The organism is Delftia deserti, from assembly GCF_042653485.1.
Classification (GTDB): domain Bacteria; phylum Pseudomonadota; class Gammaproteobacteria; order Burkholderiales; family Burkholderiaceae_C; genus Comamonas; species Comamonas acidovorans.
In genome coordinates, this window is the sequence record NZ_JBHSIH010000001.1 from 2303576 (window position 1) to 2322862 (window position 19287).

19 protein-coding genes are annotated in these 19287 nt (G+C 63.4%); 13 read left to right on the plus strand and 6 right to left on the minus strand.

What is annotated here, in order from left to right:
• Positions 1 to 42 precede the first annotated feature (42 nt).
• Positions 43 to 273 carry a type II toxin-antitoxin system RelB/DinJ family antitoxin gene (locus ACFPFG_RS11150; RefSeq protein ID WP_050554911.1) on the minus strand — a complete coding sequence of 77 codons (231 nt, stop codon included), beginning with the start codon at positions 271 to 273 and terminating at the stop codon, positions 43 to 45.
• Between the two features lie 640 nt (positions 274 to 913).
• Here ACFPFG_RS11150 and ACFPFG_RS11155 point away from each other — a divergent pair.
• The 4 genes from ACFPFG_RS11155 (at position 914) to ACFPFG_RS11170 (ending at position 5322) form a co-directional block, all read left to right on the plus strand.
• The gene (locus tag ACFPFG_RS11155; RefSeq protein ID WP_004883049.1) at positions 914 to 1744 is read left to right on the plus strand and encodes a DUF932 domain-containing protein; all 831 of its coding nucleotides are present in this window, start codon (positions 914 to 916) and stop codon (positions 1742 to 1744) included.
• Between the two features lie 80 nt (positions 1745 to 1824).
• Positions 1825 to 3891: a ParB/RepB/Spo0J family partition protein gene (locus ACFPFG_RS11160; protein ID WP_004883050.1), complete on the plus strand. Its 2067-nt coding sequence runs from the start codon at positions 1825 to 1827 to the stop codon at positions 3889 to 3891.
• An 810-nt stretch (positions 3892 to 4701) separates the two neighbouring features.
• Positions 4702 to 5016 (plus strand): DUF736 domain-containing protein, encoded by a 315-nt coding sequence (locus tag ACFPFG_RS11165; protein ID WP_004883051.1) that lies wholly within the window; start codon positions 4702 to 4704, stop codon positions 5014 to 5016.
• 87 nt (positions 5017 to 5103) lie between these two features.
• Entirely contained in the window at positions 5104 to 5322 is a 219-nt protein-coding gene (locus ACFPFG_RS11170) for a hypothetical protein (protein ID WP_103790875.1), read from the plus strand.
• On the opposite strand, the gene ACFPFG_RS11175 is transcribed toward ACFPFG_RS11170, so the two are convergent.
• Entirely contained in the window at positions 5319 to 5612 is a 294-nt protein-coding gene (locus ACFPFG_RS11175) for a helix-turn-helix domain-containing protein (RefSeq protein ID WP_064717570.1), read from the minus strand. The two genes, ACFPFG_RS11170 and ACFPFG_RS11175, sit on opposite strands and share 4 nt — an antisense overlap.
• 319 nt (positions 5613 to 5931) lie before the next feature.
• Between ACFPFG_RS11175 and ACFPFG_RS33595 the strand changes: the two genes are divergently transcribed.
• From ACFPFG_RS33595 to ACFPFG_RS11220, 9 genes are all read left to right on the plus strand, one after another.
• Complete coding sequence (locus ACFPFG_RS33595) at positions 5932 to 6282, plus strand: DUF2958 domain-containing protein (protein ID WP_028699139.1); 351 nt, start codon at positions 5932 to 5934, stop codon at positions 6280 to 6282.
• A 343-nt stretch (positions 6283 to 6625) separates the two neighbouring features.
• Entirely contained in the window at positions 6626 to 7393 is a 768-nt protein-coding gene (locus ACFPFG_RS11185; protein WP_004883055.1) for a DUF2285 domain-containing protein, read from the plus strand.
• 112 nt (positions 7394 to 7505) lie between these two features.
• Positions 7506 to 7790, plus strand: a complete 285-nt coding sequence (locus ACFPFG_RS11190) for a helix-turn-helix transcriptional regulator (RefSeq protein ID WP_004883058.1) — start codon at positions 7506 to 7508, stop codon at positions 7788 to 7790.
• A 26-nt stretch (positions 7791 to 7816) separates the two neighbouring features.
• Positions 7817 to 8659, plus strand: coding sequence for a replication initiator protein A (locus tag ACFPFG_RS11195; RefSeq protein WP_004883059.1), 843 nt, complete (start codon positions 7817 to 7819; stop codon positions 8657 to 8659).
• Between the two features lie 265 nt (positions 8660 to 8924).
• Positions 8925 to 9563 carry a ParA family partition ATPase gene (gene parA / locus ACFPFG_RS11200; RefSeq protein WP_004883061.1) on the plus strand — a complete coding sequence of 213 codons (639 nt, stop codon included), beginning with the start codon at positions 8925 to 8927 and terminating at the stop codon, positions 9561 to 9563.
• A complete protein-coding gene (locus ACFPFG_RS11205) occupies positions 9560 to 9835 on the plus strand; it encodes a hypothetical protein (protein ID WP_004883063.1) in 276 nt (91 codons plus the stop codon). The genes parA and ACFPFG_RS11205 overlap by 4 nt, the downstream gene beginning before the upstream one ends.
• Positions 9832 to 10377, plus strand: a complete 546-nt coding sequence (locus ACFPFG_RS11210; protein ID WP_004883064.1) for a DUF2840 domain-containing protein — start codon at positions 9832 to 9834, stop codon at positions 10375 to 10377. The genes ACFPFG_RS11205 and ACFPFG_RS11210 overlap by 4 nt, the downstream gene beginning before the upstream one ends.
• On the plus strand, positions 10374 to 10973 hold the full coding sequence (locus ACFPFG_RS11215) for a S26 family signal peptidase (RefSeq protein WP_004883067.1): 600 nt from the start codon (positions 10374 to 10376) through the stop codon (positions 10971 to 10973). Before ACFPFG_RS11210 ends, ACFPFG_RS11215 begins: the two co-directional genes overlap by 4 nt.
• Positions 10974 to 11409: 436 nt before the next feature.
• The gene (locus tag ACFPFG_RS11220) at positions 11410 to 13392 is read left to right on the plus strand and encodes a relaxase/mobilization nuclease domain-containing protein (protein ID WP_004883068.1); all 1983 of its coding nucleotides are present in this window, start codon (positions 11410 to 11412) and stop codon (positions 13390 to 13392) included.
• Here the strand turns inward: ACFPFG_RS11220 and ACFPFG_RS11225 are convergent.
• From ACFPFG_RS11225 to ACFPFG_RS11240, 4 genes are all read right to left on the minus strand, one after another.
• Complete coding sequence (locus ACFPFG_RS11225) at positions 13385 to 14839, minus strand: patatin-like phospholipase family protein (RefSeq protein ID WP_196636953.1); 1455 nt, start codon at positions 14837 to 14839, stop codon at positions 13385 to 13387. The genes ACFPFG_RS11220 and ACFPFG_RS11225 overlap by 8 nt on opposite strands.
• 155 nt (positions 14840 to 14994) lie before the next feature.
• The gene (locus ACFPFG_RS11230) at positions 14995 to 15612 is read right to left on the minus strand and encodes a DUF3313 family protein (protein WP_004883071.1); all 618 of its coding nucleotides are present in this window, start codon (positions 15610 to 15612) and stop codon (positions 14995 to 14997) included.
• Between the two features lie 12 nt (positions 15613 to 15624).
• Entirely contained in the window at positions 15625 to 15960 is a 336-nt protein-coding gene (locus ACFPFG_RS11235; RefSeq protein ID WP_004883073.1) for a DMT family transporter, read from the minus strand.
• 190 nt (positions 15961 to 16150) lie between these two features.
• Entirely contained in the window at positions 16151 to 19267 is a 3117-nt protein-coding gene (locus tag ACFPFG_RS11240; RefSeq protein WP_004883075.1) for an efflux RND transporter permease subunit, read from the minus strand.
• Positions 19268 to 19287 lie beyond the last annotated feature (20 nt).

A 19287-nucleotide genomic window follows, 5' to 3' on the forward strand; every position in this document is an offset into this window, starting at 1 on the left:
CTGTTCAGAGAAACGATTTGCGGGCCTTGCCTCAGCGCAACCTTATGGTGCCTTCCGATCAGAATCGGACGACACACGATTGATGTCAAAGGGGAGTGCCTTATCTGCCGCGATTCGGGTCAGCAGCATCCGAATCGCATCCGAAATTGATAACCCCATTTCAGCCAGAACAACAGTTGCGGCTTCTTTAATCTGCCCGTCAATCCGGGCACGAACGACGTCGTTACTTGCCATTGTTGCGCTCACAATAGATGTAGCTACATTGTGGCTCATAAGTACTATTGCGTCACTTACATTTTGTTGTGAACAGTAGAGCATCCCGGCGTGCCGCCGTCGGGCTCGCGGGCGTTGCCCCGCGCCTCGTGCCGAGTCGCGGCCATGCGGCTTTGATCCCTGATGCCTCCGGCCGTCTCTTCGCTCCTGGCCTGCGCGCGGCGCTTGCCCTCCAGGGGATCGGCTGGACAGCCCATCCCCGCCGCGCCTTGCTTGGCGCCCCTCGCATGCACCGAACAGGTTGCACCTGATCGACCAACAGCCATCCAGCTAGGCGTGCCGCTGGCACGCAGGGGCGCTCGCCGCGCGGCGTTGGTTTCAGCGCACCCCCTGGCCCATTGGCCGCTGTTCGTCTTTCCCCAAGTTCATCGCTTTTTCCCGCGACCGTAGCCCGCGGTGCCTGGCCGTCAAGGCGCGCAGGGCCGAGTCCTCGCTGCGCTGCGGGCCGCACCAACCCTGCGCTTCTCCCTTGACGGCCAGTCCCTCGCTGGCCCGGTTTTTCGCGGGCGATGAACTCAGGAAAGACGGCGGCAAACAGGACCGGCCCAGGTCTCTGCGCCGAACCAACCGAAGCCACAACGGGCTCCGAATCTTGGAATCCGGTCAGCTTTGAAACCACAGCAACTCATTGGAGAAAACCATGCAACTCGCATCTCGATTCGCTTCCCATTCCCCGACGCTGCGCAGTGACTACCCGCTGTCCGACGACCAAATCCGCCGCGTAGCCCCGTCCATCTTCGCGGAGGCCCCGCACGATAGCCGCTCCGAACGGTACGCCTACATTCCCACCGCCGCCGTGCTGGCGGAACTGCGCAAGGAAGGGTTTGAACCCTTCATGGCAGCGCAAACCCGCGTGCGGCACGACGACCGCCGCGACTACACCAAACACATGATTCGCCTGCGCCATGCCAGTCAGATCAACGGCGCGGAAGCCAATGAAATCGTGCTGCTGAACTCGCACGACGGCACCAGCAGCTATCAGATGCTGGCCGGAATGTTCCGGTTCGTTTGCAGCAATGGCCTTGTGTGCGGCGATACCGTGGCCGATGTGCGCGTGCCGCACAAGGGCGACGTGGCCGGTTCTGTCATCGAAGGCGCTTTCGAGGTGTTGAGCGGCTTCGAACGCGTGAAGGAATCCCGCGACCTGATGCGCGCTATCACGCTGGACGAAGGCGAAGCCGAAGTGTTCGCCCGTTCCGCGCTGGCCCTCAAGTACGACCCCACCGATAACAAGCCCGCGCCCATCACGGAAAGCCAAATCCTGATGCCGCGCCGGTTCGACGACCGCCGCCCGGACTTGTGGAGCGTGTTCAACCGCACCCAAGAAAACCTGACCAAAGGCGGATTGCATGGCCGCAGCGCCAACGGACGCCGCCAGCAGACCCGCCCCGTGCAGGGCATTGATTCCGATGTGCGCCTCAATCGCGCCCTCTGGATGTTGGCCGATGGCCTGCGCCAGTTGAAGGCCTGATTCCCCACGCGGCAGGGGCAGGCAGCAGCCCTTGCCGCTTTCTTCGCTGCTGCATCCCTGAACCGATAGGAGTTATCACCATGAACGCCATTACCCAAACCGAAGCCCGCGCCCTCAACACCGCCGCCGCTATCCCGCTGGAAGCCGCCGACCCGACCAAGAACCTGATTTTGGTTCCGCTGTCGCGGCTGGTGTCGCGTCCTGCTGGCCGCAACGTGCGCAAGACCCCGCGCATGTCCATTCCCGAACTCGCCGCGAGCATTCAGCGTGTCGGCCTGCTGCAAAACCTCATCGTCATTGCCGCCGCCGATGGCGAGCATTACGAAGTCGTGGCCGGTGGCCGCAGGCTGGCCGCGTTGAAGCTGCTGGCGAAGAAGCGCCGCATCAGCAAGGAATGGGAAGTGCCTTGCCTGTTGGTGGCCGATGGCACCGCCCGCACGGCCAGCCTCACCGAGAACGTGCAGCGCGAAGCCATGCACCCCGCCGACCAGTTCGAGGCATTCGCCGCGCTGGTGGCCGAAGGCCGACCCATCGAGGACATAGCCGCCGATTTCAGCGTCACGCCGCTGGTGGTGCAGCGCCGCTTGAAGCTGGCGAACGTCTCGCCCCGGCTGCTGGCCGACTACCGCGCCGAAGCCGTGACGCTCGATCAGTTGATGGCCCTTGCCATCACCGACGACCACGCCGCGCAGGAAACCGCGTTCTACGACGCGCCGACGTGGCAGCGCAACCCTTCCCAATTGCGCGACCGCCTCACCGAGCGCGAGATTGACGCATACCGGCATCCGCTGGTGCGTTTCGTGGGGCTGGATACCTACGGAGCCGCAGGCGGTGGTGTGCGCCGTGACCTGTTCGCGGAAGGTGACGCGGGCGTGTATCTGACCGATGCCGCGCTGCTGGAACGGCTGGCGCAAGACAAGCTGGCAGGTATCGCCGCCGAGGTGAAGGACGAAGGCTGGGCGTGGGTGGATGCCACCCCCGCCGTGACCCATGCCGACCTGCACGCCTTCCAGCGTGCGCCGAGGGAGCGCCGCGAACCGAACAAGCGCGAAGCGCAGCGCATCGAGAAGCTGCAAACCAAGATGCACGAACTGGCCGCCGCCGTGGATGACGCGCTTGATACCGAGGACGAGGAAAAGGCCGATGCCTTGCAGGAAGAAGGCGAAGCCGTGGGCGAGCAGTTGCAGGCGCTGGAAGATGGCTTGCAGGACTACGGCACGACCGTGAAGGCCGCAGCCGGTGCCATCGTCACCATCGACCGCAACGGGCAGGCAGTGATTCATCGCGGGTTGATGCGCGAGGCCGAGGCCAAGGCGCTGCGCACACTGGAACGCCTGCGCCAAGGTTTCGGCAGCGAAAGCGAAGCCGGGAACGACGACGAAGGCGAGGACGACGAGCAGCCCAAGACCGCCGCCATGTCCGACAAGCTGGCGCAGCGGTTGAGCGCCCACCGCACCGCCGCGCTGCAAATCGAAGTCGCCCGGCATCCGCAAGTGGCGCTGGCCGCGCTGGTGCATGGCATGGTGCAGACCGTCTTGCAGGGCAGCCACTACGGCCACGACTTGCCGCTGGGCGTGAGCCTGAAAGCGCAAGACCGGCTGGAAGGCATCGCCCCGGATATACCGGATTCGCCCGCCGCCGTGGCGCTGCGCGAGTTGCAGCAGGTAGCAGGCGAAGGCTTGCCGGAGGACAGCGCCGAACTGTTCGCCGTGCTGCTAGCGAAGTCGCAAGATGAACTGGTGCGGCTGCTGGCGATATCCGTGGCCGTCACGGTGGACGTGGTGACACCCCGCGCCACGCCGCAGCAACCGGGCGCGGAACTGGCGCAGGCTGTCGGCTTGGACATGGCCGCATGGTGGAAGCCCACCAATGAGGGTTATTTCCGGCATGTGCCGAAGGCCGCGATTCTGGAAGCCGTGGAGCAGTACGCCCCGGCGCACGTCACCCGGCTGGCGAAGTTGAAGAAGGCCGACATTGCCAGCGAAGCCGAGCGGCTGGCCGATGGCACCGGCTGGATGCCTGCCATCTTCAAGGCCGAAGGCACCGACGACACCACGGCGCAGGATGCGCCGCAGGCGGTGACGAACGACGAGCCGGAAGCCATCGACAACGACGACGAGCAGCAGGCCCACGCACTCGCCGCCTGACCTTCACCACCACCGAGCGCCCCGGTTTCGGCCGGGGCGCTTCGCTGTTCCATCAGCATCGGCCCCAGGCCGTTCCGCCCTGGTGCCGATGGTCAAAAATCCGGGCGCGGCGGTGGCCGCGCCCGGTTTCCAAGCCCAAAGCCAGAACGCCCCTTCGCCGCCTTCGGGCGGACGGCGAAGGGGCGGCGCACAAGTGACCTTGTGCGCGGGAAACCCTCGAAGCCCATAAGTGCGTCGGCGCACAGCGCCGACGACATTCCGAACGCGCCCCACCGCAATGGACGGGCGTGTGGGGCTACGCCCCGGCTTGCTGCCGCAGGTTGCACGAAAGCGTGCCGTCCTCGACGCTGGCGGTTCGTCGCCTGTACGTCACGAAGGACGGTTCACCGACACGCCGCCCGGCCTTGCAATGGAGCTTCCACGCCACGCCTCACGCAAAGGGCCGCAAGCAGCGGTAGGAACGCTTTCACCTTGTCGCTGGGCATTGTCCTTGCCCGTGTCAGGGCGCAGGCCGGTGAAGCCGTCGCGCGGGGATGCCGAGTCGGCCATGCCTCCATTCGGGAGCGGGCGGCCAGTACGTCCTTGTGTTGTTGTGAATCCTGGCGGTGGCTGGGCTTCATGGCCGCAACCTTCCAGCGAAAACAATTCCCCCTGCGCTGCGCGCATTCCTCGCGGGACAAATTCTTTTCGCTTCCAGGTTCTCCACGGTGTTGCGACCGCTGCGCGGTGCGGCCAGCCCATCCCCCGCCGGACGGATCACAACAAGGACGCACTGGCGCGACCTTGTTCAACCCGAAAGGAGAAATCATCATGGCTAACATCGGCACCTTCACCGCAGAGAAAGACGGCTTCACCGGCCAGCTCCGCACCCTGACCCTCAACTTCAAGGTCAAGCTGGTTCCCAACGACAAGGGCGAGAACGAAAGCGCCCCGGACTTCCGCCTGCAAGCGGCCGGCCACGACTTCGGCGCGGCGTGGAAGAAAACCAGCGAGGCCGGGCGGGATTACCTGTCGGTGGCCATCGACGATCCTTCATTCCCGGCGACGGTCTATGCCCGCCTGATCGAAGGCGAGAATGACACGCACGACCTCATCTGGTCGCGCAGCAAGCCCAAGGCGGCCTGACGGCCGCCCACCGCGCCCCGCCCATTGCGGCGGGGCGCGGTGCTGCTGATCGCAGCATCGCACGCACAGGGTTTCGGCAGTTGCCCCATGTCCCGCATGTCCAAGGCCAGCATTGCATTGGTGATGGTCGAATGGCTCGAAGCCCGTGGCAGTAGGAACAGCATGGCGTGTCGGCGCATTGCGCCGCCGGGCTTTCGGGCTGCGCCCCATGCCGCCAATGGCGTCATGTCCATTCGGCTTCAATCCCTCACGCCTTCGCGCCTGGCGGCGCTGCGCGCTCCGCTTGCGGGCATTCAGACGCGCTAGGGCGCGTCGCGCTCTTTCAGCACGGCCTCGAACTCCTGGCGCACCCGCGCCAGCAGTTCGTCGGCCTTGTGCGTGTCGTCGCCGGCGTAGGCCAGCGTCAACAGCGTCAGCGGATGCACTTCCATGACCTCGCACAGCTCGGTCAGCTTGTGCAGGGTCGGACTTTTCAAGTCGCGCTCCAGCGTACTCATATAGGTGCGGCTGGACACGTCGGAGAACGCTTCCTGGCTCAAGCCTCGCGCCTTCCTGACTGTCCGTATTGCCGTTGCCAATGAGTGTTTCGCTGTCACTAACTTGGTTTCCCCATAAAAACCAAGATGACAGCCCATTGCGCCCTATAGGGCTACAATCTATAGTGTTCATTCATGGCTGAAAGGCCCGCTTTCGTGCTTTTACGGAAATCCGCAGATGCGGATTCCGACAGAACCGGGGAATCGCATCCGTGTCTTTCCGGCTTCCGACAATTCCGCTTCGGCGCTTCTGTTCTTCTACGGATGCGATGGCTTGCACATCGGTGCTTCCACACGAATGCACGGATGCGTTTCGGCAGTTCTGCGCTTCGGCACCAAAGCGCATTCGCGCATCGTCGGTTTCGTGGAGAAGCTGCCCATGACCCTGCCGCTTGTCACCGCTGATGAACGCGCCCGGCTGCTGGCCCACGGCGCGGCGCTCGCCGCTGGTCAGCGGCTCGACCCGCTGCCCGTGGTGCGCTTGTTCACCCCGGACGCGCATGTGACCTGGCTGCTGGTGTCGCTCGACCCGGCGGATGGCGACACGGCCTACGGCCTGATCGACCTCGGTATCGGTATGCCTGAGCTCGGGATGGTCAAGCTGTCCGACCTGGCGGGCATCGTCGGGCCGCGCAAGCTGCCGGTGCGGCGGGATCGGTATTTCCAGGCGGTGCGCCCGTTATCGGAGTACGTCCGGCTGGCGCAGGAGAACGGCGCGATCACGGACTGATGAAAACCAGCGCGGCCTAGCCAGCCGGGGCGCATCGTGACTATTTCAATCTTGATCAAGACCGTGCAGGTCTGAATCCGCATTCTTGCACCGAAGTGGTGCGATCCTGTTGAAAACAGTCCTGATCTTGGGCGCGGGCTGCGGCACGGTGTTCGGTGCTGCGCGTCATTTTCCTGAAGGCGTAGCCGTCGCATTCAGACGATTTCCGCAACACGCAGAGCCAAATGGTCTTGACACCGACAGTTACAGCCTAACCAATTTTGATGACGACCTGATGGCATTTCGATAGTTCCCGCATCGCGGAAATCGTGGCGACGCATCCCAAACAGAGGGAGGTTTCGCCATGACTGATCGCAGCGCCGAACACTGGTATCCGACAGCGGCCTATCTCTACGTTCTGCACCTTGACGGCCCTGCGCTGGCGTGGGAATACCTGCGCCGAAATCCCGACTACCGCCGCGACTGGCTGCGCCGCCGCCGCCGGCCGGACACGGCGCAGGCGTGGGGCCTGCGCCTGCTGGAAGACCCAGCCCTGGATGCGCGCGACGCGCATCCGGCCTGGTTTCCCGATCACGATGCCGTCGTGCAGGTTTACCCGGACGATGACCCGCCACCCGAAGCCCATGCCTTCGAGTTCTGGCGCGTCCCTGGCCGCAAGCAACTGATCCACGACGGCAAGCGCCTGGTGCTGGTGTCGCATTGGCCCGGCTGCTGCCTGCGGCTCGCGCTCGCGCCGGGCCTGGAAGACGGCATGGCCTACCTCTACGCCACCCGCGCCTGCGCCACGCCCTGCGCGCGCTATCGCACGCTCGCGTCCGAGCTGGACGCATTGGCCGTGGCCACGGTTGCCACGCCTGCGGCGGCGGCCCGTTCCAGGCCCACGACGGCCGCGGTGCTGGAACTGCACACCTTGCAGACGCTCGACGCGACCCTGGCGGGCGCGTCATTGCGCGAAGTGGCCGAAGGGCTGTTCGGCGCCGATGCCGTCGCCGCCGACTGGCACAAGGACAGCGCCTTACGTGCCCGCGTGCGGCGGCTGGTACGTCGTGGCGATGCGCTGATGCGTGGCGGCTATCGCCGCCTGGCACAGCTTCCGCCGCCGTTGCAGTAGGGGGGGACGTTTCGCGTCCCCCGTAGATCGTCCCTTAGCAAGCAGCCTCGCTTTCTTGAAAGTGCCTCTAACCGGCCGCGTGGTGTGGCCGGGCTTGATGGAGGTACATCCCATGCGACCCGCTCCCTTGCGGCCTGCCGCCGCTGCTGTCGCTGCGCCTGCGCAGCCCCAACGCTACCTGACCAACGACGAAGCCGCCGAGTACCTGCGCCTGTCGCCACGCACGCTGGAGAAACAGCGCGTGATCGGCGGCGGCCCGAAGTTCCGCAAGTTCGGCCGCCGCGTCATGTACGCGGTGTCCGACCTCGATGCCTGGGCCGACCAGCGCAGCTACGAGGCGACTTCCGACCCGGAATATGCCGAACGCCACGCGGGCGATTACCGTGATGGCCGCTGATCGCTGGCGCGTGGGTGGCCGTCGCCATGTCCAGCCCGCCAGGGCAAGCCTTGCAGCGCGAACAGCTCGACCTGTTCCGCGCGCTGCCGGGCGACATGGCACCCCGCGACAGCCAGGACTTGATGGCCTTTCCGTTCTTCTCGCTGGCGAAGTCGCGGCGTACCGCGCCGATCGACTTCCGCGCCGGCGGCATCACCATCCGCGTGGAGGGTACGCAGGAGCACGGCATCGCAACGATATGGGATGCCGACCTGCTGATTTGGGCCGCCTCGCAGATCGTGGAGGCGCGCGACGCGGGCTTGCGCCCGTCGCGCTGGATACGCGCCACTCCCTACGAGATCCTGCGCTTCATCGGGCGCGGCACGTCTCTCAACGACTACCTGCGCCTGAAAGCCGCGCTCGACCGGCTGCAATCGACCACGGTGGCCACGTCCATCCGCGAAACCACGGGAAGGCGATTGCATCGCTTCTCGTGGATCAACGAGTGGAAGGAACTGGCCGATGCCAGCGGCGTGCCGCTGGGCATCGAACTGATCCTGCCGGACTGGTTCTATGCGGGCGTGCTCGATGCCGCCTTGGTGCTGACCATCGACCCAGCCTATTTCCGCTTGAAGGGCGGGATCGAGCGCTGGCTGTACCGCCTGGTGCGCAAGCACGGCGGCAAGCAGCCGGGCGGCTGGCAATTCGACTTCCGGCACCTGCACCGCAAGTCGGGCAGCGCTGCGCGCTTCTCCGACTTCGCTTACGACCTGCGCGTCCTGGTGGCGCGGCAGTCGCTGCCCGGCTACGTCCTGGGCATCGAGCGAATGCCGGACGACGGACAAGAACTGCTGACCTTCCGGCCCGTGCTGCACACGGCACGGGGATAACTCGTGGAAAAGGTGTGGACGGCCTCGTGCTATCAGGAGTACCGGGTATCGTGCTATCGGGAGTACGCCTATCGTGCTATCAGGAGTACGAAAACGCCGGAAAGCCAATAACGGCGCGGGTTTGCGGCCCCTCTAACTTCCCTAACAAGAAATACATAACTTTTAGTAGAAGCGCGCCGTTTCGGTGGACAACCGAGAAACGGCACGGCGAACAGCGTTTTGCACGGCAGGTAAAGCCCGGCTTTCCAGCAGGGAGGGCCGCGCCATGATCCTCGCTCTGCTCAACCAGAAAGGCGGTGTCGGCAAGACCACGCTCGCCACGCACATCGCGGGCGAACTGGCGATGCGCGGCCAGCATGTCGTCCTGCTCGATGCCGACCCGCAGGGTTCATCCCTGGACTGGACGCAGCGCAGAAGCCAGCAAGGCTTGCCACGGCTGTTCAGCGCCGTGGGCCTCGCACGCGAAACGCTGCATCAGGAAGCGCCAGAACTCGCCAGGCGGGCCGATCACGTCATCATCGACGGGCCGCCGCGCATCGCCGCCTTGGCGCGCTCCGCGCTGCTGGCGGCCGAGCGCGTGCTGATCCCGGTGCAGCCCAGCCCCTACGACCTCTGGGCCAGCTCGGAAATGGTTTCGCTGATCCGCGAGGCGCAGGTGTTCCGGCCGCTGCTCCGCGCGGCCTTCGTCATCAACCGGCGCGTCAGCACCACCATCATCGGGCGCGAGGCGCGGCAATCGCTCGCCGAACAGCCGCTGCCCGCGCTGCGCTCGGAGGTGCATCAGCGCATCGTCTTCGCCGACAGCGTGGCCGCTGGCCGGCTCGCACGCGAGACAGCGCCCGACAGTGCCGCCGCCCGCGAAATCACCGCCCTGGTGGACGAACTGCTGCGGTGGCCGACATGACAGCGCAGCAGCCACCCAACAGCAAACGCACGGGCAAGCGCGTCGGCATCGGCGCACGTCCGCCCGCGAATCCGCACGCCGAGGCGTGGATTCGTCAGGGCGATGCCGACGCGCTGGGCAAAGGCGACCTCTACACGGCCCGCCTCACGCTCGACATCACGCCCGCCATGCGGGCGCGCATCAAGGTGTCGGCCTTCACGCAAGGCGTGACCGTGGCCGACCTGCTGCGCGGCCTGCTGGAGCGGGAGTTTCCGCCGGAGAACACACCATGAACGCATTCGCTTGGCCTGCCGCGAACGCGGCACCGGCTGCGCCGCTGCCTGCGCTTTCGGCACTCGCCGGACAGGCCGGCAATGTGCCGCTGACGCGCGTTTCGCTGGCCTACCTCGAACATCGCTTCAAGCTCTACCTGCGCTTCGGCGAACCGGCGCGCACGCTTCAGCTCGACCGCTGGCGGCGCTGCGCGGTGTTCCTGCCGGGCGCGATGCTCTGCCGCATCCGCTGGCAGGCCAACGACTACGGCACGATCCGCTGGCAACTCATGGTGATGCAGGCTTGCACACCGCTGGACGCGGCGCAGCGCATCCCCGGTGTTCAGCCGGGCGCGCGCTTGCTCCTACACACCGAAGGCGATGCCAACGTGCGCGCCGTGCTGGAGCGCATCGACGGCATCGAGGCGCTGGGCATCGCTGCCATCGACGTGTCGCCGGCGTACTGGCGCACGCTGGGCAACCGTCTTGCGGCTCGCCTTGCGCTGCCCGAATACACCACCGAGCGGCATACCGCCTGGCTGGCCGGGAAGGTGCTGCCATGACCGCCCCGACCACCACACCCAACGCGCCCGACGTGGCGCCGCGTCCTCGCTCACGCCTGCGCGCTCGCATCGTGCTGGCGACACTGGCCGCCATCGGCTTCGCTGCGCTGGCCTGGGCGGCTTTCGTGTCGCCGCTGCCGCGTCTGACCTACAACCCGTCCGACAGCGTGGCGGTCGGCTGGTATCGCATTGACCCGTTCGACCCGCGCACCGCCTCGCTGCCACGTCCGTTGTCCGTGGACAGCATCGTGCTGGTGCCGCTTCCGGCCACGGCTGCCGCGCTCGCTGCGCAGCGCGGCTACCTGCCGACGCGCGTTCCGCTGCTCAAACGTGTGGGCGCGGTCGCGCCGCAACACGTCTGCATCGTCGCCGGTCAGGTACGCATCGACGGCGTGCCTTCGGCCGCCGTACTGCCCGCCGACCGGCTGGGCCGGGCGCTGCCGTCCTTGCAGCTTTGCCGCCGCCTTGAACCGGGCGAACTGCTCCTGTTGAGCGTGACGAATCCAGCATCGTTCGACAGCCGCTATTTCGGCCCGGTCAGCGCATCCGCCGTGATCGGCGTTGCGCATCCGGTGTGGCCGGAGATACGCCCATGATGGCCGCCGATTCGCTGCGCTCTGACGTGCCATCGGGCATGTCGTTCTGCTGGCTGCTTCAGTGTCGCTGCGCCTGTCGTGCCGGTGCATTCGCACCGCACGTCGCGCAGCATCCGGCGCAGCCGTCCAACGTTCAGGCGTCTTGCCTCGAACGCGCCCGGCCTGCGGCCATTGGCGCTTTCGCCGGCGCGCTGTCTGTTCACGCAGCAGCGCCGCCGGGCCGCCGTTGCCTGGAGCGACAGCGAAGGGCAAAGGCGGAAGGCAAGACAAAAGGACGCGGCACCTGGCCGCGTCGAAAGCCAGTCAGCACATGGGGGGAACGCGGCACGGAGCGGCTTCGCCACCGTGCCGCGTTTGGCGCGAGGGTCGCGCCAATGCTGGCATGTCCGCGTGCTTCGCACGACAGGACACGCCCAAGCTTGCGGGGAGCGCAGCCATGACCGACAGCCGCGACGACGACTTTCGCGTGCGCCCCAGCGCCCCGAAGAACCGGGGCAAGGGCCAGGGGCAGAGCTTCGTTTCCAAGGTGCTCAAGCAGGCCGGCAAAGCCAGCAGCGGCAAGTCGGCAGTACGCCGTCCTGGCGCGGCTGGCACCGGCCAGCGGCCCGGCTCTCGGCTCGGACGTGGCCACACGGCGGCGCGCTTCGCCGGGGCGAAGCTAATGCCCATGTCGCGGCGCGTGACCATCAAGACCTTGCTGGTCAATCACCAGCGGGCCAGCCCGCAATCGCTCGCCAAGCACCTGCGCTACATCGAGCGCGACGGCGCGGGTCGCGATGGCGAACCGGGCCGGGGCTACGGGCCACAGGCCGACGAAGCCGATCTGGACGCCTTCAAGGAACGCTGCGCCGACGACCGGCACCATTTCCGCTTCATCGTCTCGCCCGAGGACGGGGCCGAGCTGGACGACCTGCGCACCTACACCCGGCATCTGGTGAGCCGCATGGAAGCCGACCTGGGCACGCGGCTGGATTGGGTGGCGGTGGATCACTGGAACACCGACAACCCGCACACCCACCTGATCGTGCGCGGGCGCGACGACACCGGCAAAGACCTCATCATCGCGGGTGACTACATCGCCCACGGCTTCCGCCATCGCGCCGCCGAGCTGGCGACCGAGTGGCTGGGGCCGCGCACCGAACTGGAGATTCAGCAGACCTTGAGGCGCGAGGTGGAACAGGAGCGGTGGACGAGCCTGGATCGCACCTTGCAGCGCGAGACCGGCGAGGATGGCCGGGTGCATGTCGAACGGCTCAACGAGCCGAGGTTGCAACGCCAGCGCCTGCTGCTGATCGGCCGCCTGCAACGCTTGCAGCGCCTGGGCCTAGCCGACGAGGTGCAGCCCGGCACCTGGGCCATTCATGCCGATGCCGAGAAGACCTTGCGTGCCCTGGGTGAGCGTGGCGACATCATCCGAACGATGCAGCGGGCCATGAGCGGCCAGCCGCGTGAGCTGGCGGTGTTCGAGCCGGGCGACGATGGTCGCAGCCTCATCGGCCGCGTGGCCGCGAAGGGGCTTGCCGATGAGTTGCACGACCGAGGCTATCTGATCATCGACGGCACGGACGGTAAGGCCCACTACGTTGCACTGAACGCCCGCGACGAACTGGCGAACTATCCCACGGGCGCTGTGGTAGAGGTGAAGGGTTCGACTGAGGTGCGCACGGCCGACAAGAACATCGCCTCGCTGGCGAGCGATGGCCTGTACCGCACCGATCATCACCTGGTAATCGAGCAGGGCCGGGCTACGCCCGGACGCGACCCGCAGGAAGTCGTCGCCGCTCATGTCCGGCGGCTGGAAGCCCTGCGCCGGGCTTGCATCGTGGAGCGCGTGGCCGAAGGGCTATGGAAGGTACCGGACGACCTGGCCGAGCGTGGCCGCCAATACGACGCGCAACGGCTGGGCGATGTAGCCGTAGAGCTGAAATCACACCTTCCTATTGAACGGCAGGCCCGCGTCATCGGCGCGACTTGGCTTGACCAGCAACTGATCGGCGGTGGCCGTGGGCTGGGCAACTTGGGCTTTGGCGGTGATACCAAGCAGGCCATACAGCAGCGAGCCGATTTCCTCGAAGAACAGGGGCTGGCACAGCGCCGCGGGCAGCGCGTCATCCTCGCGCGCAACCTGCTGGGCACGCTACGCAATCGGGAACTAGTGCAGGCCGCGAAAGACATTGCGGCGGAAACCGGCCTAGAGCATCGCCCGGTGGCCGACGGGCAGCGCGTAGCCGGTATCTACCGGCGTTCCATTATGCTCGCCAGCGGGCGCTACGCGATGCTCGATGACGGCATGGGGTTCAGCCTTGTGCCGTGGCGGCCGGTAATTGAGCCGCGACTGGGACAACAGCTTGCCGCAAAGGTTATCGGCGGAAGTGCCTCTTGGGAACTTGGACGAAAGCCCAGTATCGGTATCAGTTAGATATCAAGGGAAGCTGAGTACCAGGCGCAGTCTGCTTGGCTGCTGTGATTCTTCTTAGAGATTCAATCAATGCCATAAACTCCTTGGATTGCCTCAGTGCTTCGCCTCCCGCAGTTTGCAGGTCCAAGACATCCGTAGCCTCGATCGTGAAGGCTGTGGGCACGCGCAGCAGCGAATGCCGGATCTTGTCGTCCGGCACGTCGTTCAGACTTACGCTTACTACGTAGATTTCTGCGTCGGCCGCAAAGGGGCTGTCCGCTTGGCCACGGGTGCGGACAATCTCGGAACGCCAGTGTTGCAGGTCGTCGTTAAGCATGGCCAGCGTCACCTGGGTCTCGCGAGCGCCGGCACCGAAGATCAGCGACTCAAGTACTTGCGTCGTGCTGGGAACTCGGTCGCTACTGTCCACTCTCTCGCTCAGTCCTCGTTCGGAGTTCACCGTCACCAACACGAGTCGGCGCAAGCTTCCGGGCTTGACCTCCGAGAAATTGGCGCTCATTGAGCCCGAAGCTACTAGCCGGTCTAGCATCAGACGTACGCCGAGGTTGTCGGAGACACCACCGTCCACGAGGTGGATATAGGGCCGATCGTGCGCATTGAGGTAGCTGTCTATGCCGCTTTGCAGGATGCGTGATCTGTAATTTTGCCCTCTGACAGGCAAAGATCGGAGAGGCGGCGGACAGGTATTGGCGTTGTTTCGCACCGTTACGGGCGACAGCACCAGCGGTACTGCCGACGAGGCCGCCACCGCGAAAGACAGCGGCGTTGCATCGAGGTCGGAACAGATTAGCCGGAATTGCTCGGTGGTGAAATCGAAAGGGGCACCGGTCGTGAGGTCGGTTGCCGTGATCATCAGTTCGGGCGCGCCCGGTCGTCGGCGCACGTCACCAAAGGTGCGGCCTTCAAAAAGTTCGTCCAAGCGTTGAGCCAGGATCTGGCTGCGCCCAAACCAAGGTGAAGTTAGTCTATAAAGACGCTCAGGCCACAGAGCTTCACGTATGAGTCGCCCCTCAAAAGGCACAAGCAGAAAATCCGGCTCGAAACGAGTCAGCGTGGCATCGCCGAAGGCCGCGAAGTGCGCGGCAAGGATGCTGCCCCCCGACACTCCGCTGACCAGGAACACCTGATCCAACAGAGTGGTCTCCTGGCCCTCTAGCGCGAAGCGTGTGGCCTTGAGTTCGCGCAGCACGCCCAGGCCGAAGGCCGCCGCCCGAGCGCCCCCGCCTGACAGTGTCACCGCTACAACCACCGGTTGGTTGACCTCCGACGGCCTGATGCGTTGGTCGTTCTCGGCGAGAGACATTAAGGCGGCGTCGGAAAGTGTCGGGTTGATCCAAGGACGGTAAGTGGAACACCCTGTCAGAACTACCGTTGCCAGCACACCGGCCAAACTCCATCGTGTGAATTTACACACCTCCAGGCGCTTTACCTCTGCAAGCAGCACCACGCAGCGTTTCGAATAGACAAGAACGAGAAACGCCGGCAATTTTGCGACGAAGCAGAGCCACTCCAGAATGCTGCAGACGTTACAAGAACGGCACCCTACGAATCCCCTTGATGAGGCTCCTCGCGATCCGCGCGAAGTTATGGAATAGCAGCTATTCACGAGCCAGCACTTCTCCAAGCGCTATTGATCCGTTCAAGGCAGGTGGTGATTGCAGACTTTGCATGCCCGAGCAGTGTGTAGGAGCCTTTGAAATCCGCGAGAGCGTTGCCGTGCTCGAAGCAGCTAGCAGCAGCCACCCGACGATCTGTTTGTTCATCTACTGCCTCAAACTCCAAACTAGCTCCCCCAGTTGTCACTGGTCCAACAAGCAACGTCGTTAGGGTGTTGACTGCTCTATTGGGCGTCTCAATGGTCGTAATTGCCACACGCACACGTATGCGGCCTGACGATGCGGGAGCTTCGGACTTAGTTTGGAGATGTCGCAGTTCACTGTTGACGTGATCGAGAAGCTCTCGCACTTGCTCAGCTTCAAGCCCACCTATGCGTCCAGTTGCCGTCACTACCTGAGCATCCTCGACTAATATTTCCCGGTAACGACTGGGTTCAAAGCCTGGCGCCTTGAAGAGCAGAACATTTTCGTACTTCGTTTTTCCCAATACATCGTAATCACCAAGAAACCCTGATCGAGTCATTCCGTTTGAAGCACAGCCAGATAAGGTTGCCGTGAGGCCTGCCAGCAGCACAAAATGGATTAATGAAATAGGGCGTTTCATATATATTTTCATTTATCCCATTTTCAGACAGACGATGCCAGCAACAACCAGCGCAATTCCAACCCAACGTATCAAGGAGGCGGTATCGCCGAACACATACACGCCCACGAAAAACGCGCCCAGCGAACCGATGCCGGTCCAGACCGCATAAGCTGTTCCTATGGGGATCTGTTTAAGAGATAACCATAGGAAAAAGCCGCTGGCTGCCATACAGGCAACTGCAATCGCCGGCCCCACGTAGCGCATCGCTGCATTGGCCGCACCCATCTTGAGGCCTAGTGGCCAACCGATTTCGAACAGGCCGGCAATCAGTAGAACCAACCATGGATTCCATGACAACGGGTTCATATATTTCTCCAAATCTATTCAGTGAAAATTGATTATCAAAGCATCAAAGCATCAAAGAATAGGCAGTAGGCGGTCAATTCGCTCTGCTTCTGATTTCTTCTTAAACTCTCTGATGGCGAGAATCTGTCTCCCCGATCTCTCCGGCCACGAGAGAGATCGGGGGAAGCGTGTGGACAGTTACGCTGAGGGATCAGACCGGTTGCACTGGTTGTTGTACCGCCTCGTGACTCCGTTTGCTGCCCGGCCACTTCATTCCGAACAGCACCTCGTAGAGCAACGGAATCAGGCCAAGCGTCACGAGCGTGCCAAGTGCGAGACCACCGATCATGCCGATGGCCATGCCCTTCCACAGCGGCCCCGCAAACAACATCAGGGGCACGAGACCCGCGATACAGGTCACCTTGGTCATCACGATTGGACGCAGCCGCTGCATCGCAGCTCCCACCAGGGCTTCATGTCGGGCGAGACCTTCCGAGAGGCCGTGTTCAATTTGTTCGAGCAGAAGAACGGCGTTGTTGACGATGATTCCGAACAGCGCAAGCACCCCGAATGTCGCCATGAAGCTGAAAGGAGTGCCTGTTGCCTTCAGTGCAATCACGACCCCAATCAACGTGAAGGGAATCGTTGCGAGAATCACGATCAGCTTGCGGAAGGAGTTGAACTGCCAGATGAATAGCAGCAACATCGCCAGAAGAGCGAACGGCATGTAGTGCGTGAGCGATGCATTCGATTCAGCCGATTCCTCAATTTCTCCACCAAGCTCTATGGCATAGCCTGCAGGTAGTTCAATTGCGGCGATCCGAGGTGCGAGGTGATCCACGATCTCTTGCGCGGTGTATGCGGTGTTCTGCCCCTGAACTGTGACTGTACGAATGAGATTGCGGCGCTGGATCACAGACGGCTCGCTAGCGAGCGTGACATCGGCCACTTGCGCCAGGGAAACCGGCTGGCCACCCGACGCTGGATAGATGGTCGTCGAACCAACGTCCGCAGTGCTGCGCCGATCATTGGACGTCCCGCGCATCACGATTGGCACGCTGGTATCGCCATCTCGGATCACAGAGATCGACTGGCCGATGTAGCGGGTGCCAAGCCAGGCAGCTATGTCGTCGGTGGTGACGCCAGCACGTCGCGCACGATCTTGATCGACCCGAACATCGAGACGGCCGACACGGGTATCCCAGTTGTTCTTGATGTTGGCCGTACCTGGCAGCTCCCGTAGCGCGGACTCAATTTTCGCCGCCGCATTCATCAGCACCTCATGATCCGGCCCACTGACCCGGTAGACGGCTGTGCCGGCTTCGGTAGTGCCTAGCGAGAACCGCTGAGGCTCTGCGCGTACATCTCCATGATGCTGCGCGAAGTAAGCCCGAGTTCGGGCAATCACGACGTCAATGTTGGTGCCTGCCTTGACCGTCACGACAAAGTACGCGATGTTCGATGCTGGCAATGGGGGATTGAGCCCAAGGATGAAGCGCGGCCCACCGTCAGCGACGTAGCCAATGTGATCCGTGATTTCGGGGTTGATTTCTTGATCACCGAGCCAGCCGCTCACTTCCTTCACTTTGGCAAGAGTGAGCCGTGAATCCGTTCCAGGGGCGAGCTGCACCGGTATTTGGAATTGAACTCGGTCGGACTTCGGCAAGAAGTCGTATGGCAGTGTCGTGAATCCGTACAGAGCTACGGCCAATGCACCCGTCATCACACCAACGTAGATCGCCTTGTGGTCAAGCACCCACTCAAGCAACTTGCGATAGCCGCGATAGAAGCGTGTGTTGTAGGTTTGCGCGTCATTCGCCGGTTGATGATGCACTTTGGTGAAGTGGTAGCACAGCAGTGGAGTGACGGTCAGACACAACAGCCAAGATCCGAGTAACGTGAGCGCGAGGACAATGACGAGAGAGCGCAGATACTCACTCGTCGCACTCTGGCCGAAGAAGAACGGGGAGAAGGCGATGACGATAACCAATGAGGACGTCAGCAGCGGCAGTGCGAGGGTACGACCCGCTTCGAGACAAGCCTGTTTGCGGTCTTCACCGGCTGCCAAGCGCCGTTCAATGTCTTCGGCAATCACGATGCCGTTGTCTACCAAGAGCCCCAAAGCGATGATGATGGCTGCCATCGAAACACTTTGCAGCTCGATGTTCAGCGCGCGCATCACGATCAGTGCCCCCAGAATGGTAAGCGGCACGATCATCCCGACGATGAATCCTGTGCGCCATCCCAGGAAAAGGACGACGACGCCGAGCACGATGACAATCGTTTCGATCATCACCTGGTTCATCTTGCCCATTTCACGTTTGACGACGTCTGCCTGGAATGTCACATAGGAGAGCTCGAAACCTGCGGGCAGAAGTTTCTCAAGCTCGGCCACACGGGATTTGAGGGCTACGCCGAATTGCTCCACGTTCTGGCCCGAGGTCATGGACACTGCCATCACTACGGCAGGCTGGCCCTTATAGACTGCAGCAGACTCGGGAGGATCTGCAGGTTGTACCTGCACGCGCGCAAGCTCTCCCAGTGAGATTGAAGGAGCAGGCGAAGCACCGCGCGCACCCTGAGCTTGCGCCATCATGATCGGCAACGCGCGCAGCGAGGCGGCGTCGCGAACCTCTCCACTAACAGCCAGCGAAGCGTTGATGCCACCGATGGCGATTTGCCCGCCTGAAAGCACGACGTTTTGTTTAACGAGTTGATCGATCACCCCTTGTGGGGTCAATCCAAGCTGGGCTAGTTTTGGTCGATCAAATTCGAGATAGACGCGCTCTTCCTGCAAGCCGTAGAAGCTGATGCGATCAACGCCGGGAAGCGCGTATAGGCGATCGCGCATCTCTTTCAACGACACACGCATTTCGCCCATGGAGTAGCCCGGCGCGGTCACCGCAATGGAGGCCACGGCAACACGGCCGAAGTCGTCGTTGACAAATGGCCCCAACGTACCCTGTGGAAGCAGAGGCTGAGCATCGGCAACCTTCGCGCGAACGCGCTGCCATATGGGGGCTAGGTCGGTGTACCGCTCCCAGATCGTGACCTGTATGACGGCCCCGCCCGCGCGAACGGTTGTGGTTACACGCTTGACCTCGGCCAGCTCCCGCAAACGCTCCTCGATCGGACGCGCGATCAACTGCTCAACACGTTCGGCTGGCATGCCAGGGTTCAGAACGGCAACAACCGCATCTCGAATCGTGACCGATGGCTCTTCCTGCGAAGGGAAATTGAGAAACGTGGCAATGCCGGCAACAAGAATGATGACCGCGGCAAGGTAGGTGAGTCTGCTGGCGCGCAGCGCCATTTCTGTGATCTTCATAGCGAAGTCTTCCTGTAGCG

Coding starts and splice junctions, on each gene's coding strand:
- ACFPFG_RS11150 (WP_050554911.1), bottom strand. CDS start 273: ATGAGCCACAATGTAGCTACATCTATTGTGAGCGCAACAATGGCAAGT.
- ACFPFG_RS11155 (WP_004883049.1), top strand. CDS start 914: ATGCAACTCGCATCTCGATTCGCTTCCCATTCCCCGACGCTGCGCAGT.
- ACFPFG_RS11160 (WP_004883050.1), top strand. CDS start 1,825: ATGAACGCCATTACCCAAACCGAAGCCCGCGCCCTCAACACCGCCGCC.
- ACFPFG_RS11165 (WP_004883051.1), top strand. CDS start 4,702: ATGGCTAACATCGGCACCTTCACCGCAGAGAAAGACGGCTTCACCGGC.
- ACFPFG_RS11170 (WP_103790875.1), top strand. CDS start 5,104: ATGTCCCGCATGTCCAAGGCCAGCATTGCATTGGTGATGGTCGAATGG.
- ACFPFG_RS33595 (WP_028699139.1), top strand. CDS start 5,932: ATGACCCTGCCGCTTGTCACCGCTGATGAACGCGCCCGGCTGCTGGCC.
- ACFPFG_RS11185 (WP_004883055.1), top strand. CDS start 6,626: ATGACTGATCGCAGCGCCGAACACTGGTATCCGACAGCGGCCTATCTC.
- ACFPFG_RS11190 (WP_004883058.1), top strand. CDS start 7,506: ATGCGACCCGCTCCCTTGCGGCCTGCCGCCGCTGCTGTCGCTGCGCCT.
- ACFPFG_RS11195 (WP_004883059.1), top strand. CDS start 7,817: ATGTCCAGCCCGCCAGGGCAAGCCTTGCAGCGCGAACAGCTCGACCTG.
- parA (WP_004883061.1), top strand. CDS start 8,925: ATGATCCTCGCTCTGCTCAACCAGAAAGGCGGTGTCGGCAAGACCACG.
- ACFPFG_RS11205 (WP_004883063.1), top strand. CDS start 9,560: ATGACAGCGCAGCAGCCACCCAACAGCAAACGCACGGGCAAGCGCGTC.
- ACFPFG_RS11210 (WP_004883064.1), top strand. CDS start 9,832: ATGAACGCATTCGCTTGGCCTGCCGCGAACGCGGCACCGGCTGCGCCG.
- ACFPFG_RS11215 (WP_004883067.1), top strand. CDS start 10,374: ATGACCGCCCCGACCACCACACCCAACGCGCCCGACGTGGCGCCGCGT.
- ACFPFG_RS11220 (WP_004883068.1), top strand. CDS start 11,410: ATGACCGACAGCCGCGACGACGACTTTCGCGTGCGCCCCAGCGCCCCG.
- ACFPFG_RS11230 (WP_004883071.1), bottom strand. CDS start 15,612: ATGAAACGCCCTATTTCATTAATCCATTTTGTGCTGCTGGCAGGCCTC.
- ACFPFG_RS11235 (WP_004883073.1), bottom strand. CDS start 15,960: ATGAACCCGTTGTCATGGAATCCATGGTTGGTTCTACTGATTGCCGGC.
- ACFPFG_RS11240 (WP_004883075.1), bottom strand. CDS start 19,267: ATGAAGATCACAGAAATGGCGCTGCGCGCCAGCAGACTCACCTACCTT.